The following is a 1,277-nucleotide window of genomic DNA, read 5'->3' as shown; positions in this document are numbered from 1 at the left end:
CGATGTGTATAAGATACAGCGTTTATGGTTTTCTGCATGGCTGCGGATGGTGTGCGGTCGGTAAATAGCTTATCGAATGCGCCGATATCGCCCAGTCTGACCAGGGCATTGCTGTTGAACTTGCTGTGGTCGACGCCGAGATAGCGCACGCGGGCATTGTTCACCATCGCCTGCATCACGCTGACTTCCTTGTAATCGTCATCCAAAAGCGAGCCGTCGTTTTCTATGCCGTGGGTACTCATGATGGCATAGTCGACTTTGAATTGGTTGATGAAATCGACGGTCGCCACACCCGTAATACCGCCGTCCAACGGACGGACCACACCGGAAGCGATGATGACCGTGTAGTCGGTACGCGCCGCAGTGATGGAGGCGGCGTAGATGTTGTTGGTGATAATCCGCAGGTTTTTACGCTGTCTGACCAACTCGGCGGCGACGGCTTCCATGGTGGTGCCGATGCTGATAAAGAGCGAGGCATTGTCGGGAATGGTGGAAGCAATCAGCCGGGCAATGGCGTTTTTTTCCTGCTGCTGATGGTTGCGCCGCTCCTGCCCTGCCGTTACGACTGAAACGTCGCCCAAAGACGCGCCGCCGTGATAGCGTTTGAGCTGTCCGGTTTCGCTCAATTCCTGCACATCGCGGCGTATGGTTTGCGGCGTCACATCCAAATTCGCCGCCAGCTCTTCCACCGTCATAAAGTTATGTTCGCGGACAAGGGTGAGGATATGTTCGTGTCTTTGGATTTTGGGTTTCATGGCGTTTTACTTTGCAGGGATAAACCAATGGCCGTCTGAATATTTCAGACGGCCTTTTTATTGTCAAACCGATTACATTTCGAGTTTCTGTTCCAAGCGTTCGATGCACGCGCTCAAGTGGCGGCGCATGACTTTGGTCACACGGTTGCGCTTGCCGGCCACCAATAAATCGAGGATTTCGCGGTGTTCATGGTGCGAATTGGAATTGATGGTGCGCTTTTCTTTGCGAAGCGGATCGGAAACGGCCACAATCAGTGAAGAACGCGCGCACAAGGTATTCATGATTTCAAACAGGACGTCGTTGTCCAGCAGCCGCGCCAATTCGACATGGAAGGCATTGGACAGGCGGTTCCAACCCACGCGGTCGCCGCTTTCGGAGGCTGCGGCCTCTTGCTCAATCATGGCGTAAAGCGGTTGCAGGCGCGTTTCCAAATCAGGCATATCGATGAGGACGCTCAAAATCATGCTTTCCATTTCGATACGCGTGTTGAACACGTCTTTCATTTCTTTCAAGTCCGGCAC

The 1,277-nt window shown here is 53.3% G+C and carries 2 protein-coding genes; both read right to left on the bottom strand.

The window, feature by feature from the left end:
- On the bottom strand, positions 1 to 755 hold a 755-nt coding region (locus ACTHUR_RS11330; RefSeq protein ID WP_440398636.1), incomplete at its 3' end, for a DeoR/GlpR family DNA-binding transcription regulator.
- Positions 756 to 827: 72 nt separating this feature from the next.
- A partial coding sequence (locus ACTHUR_RS11325; RefSeq protein ID WP_440398635.1) for a GntR family transcriptional regulator occupies positions 828 to 1,277 on the bottom strand: 450 nt, incomplete at its 5' end.

Source organism: Neisseria sp. P0021.S007, from assembly GCF_051956855.1.
The sequence above is the reverse complement of the archived record's forward strand: the minus strand, read 5'-3'. Positions and strand labels throughout refer to the sequence as shown.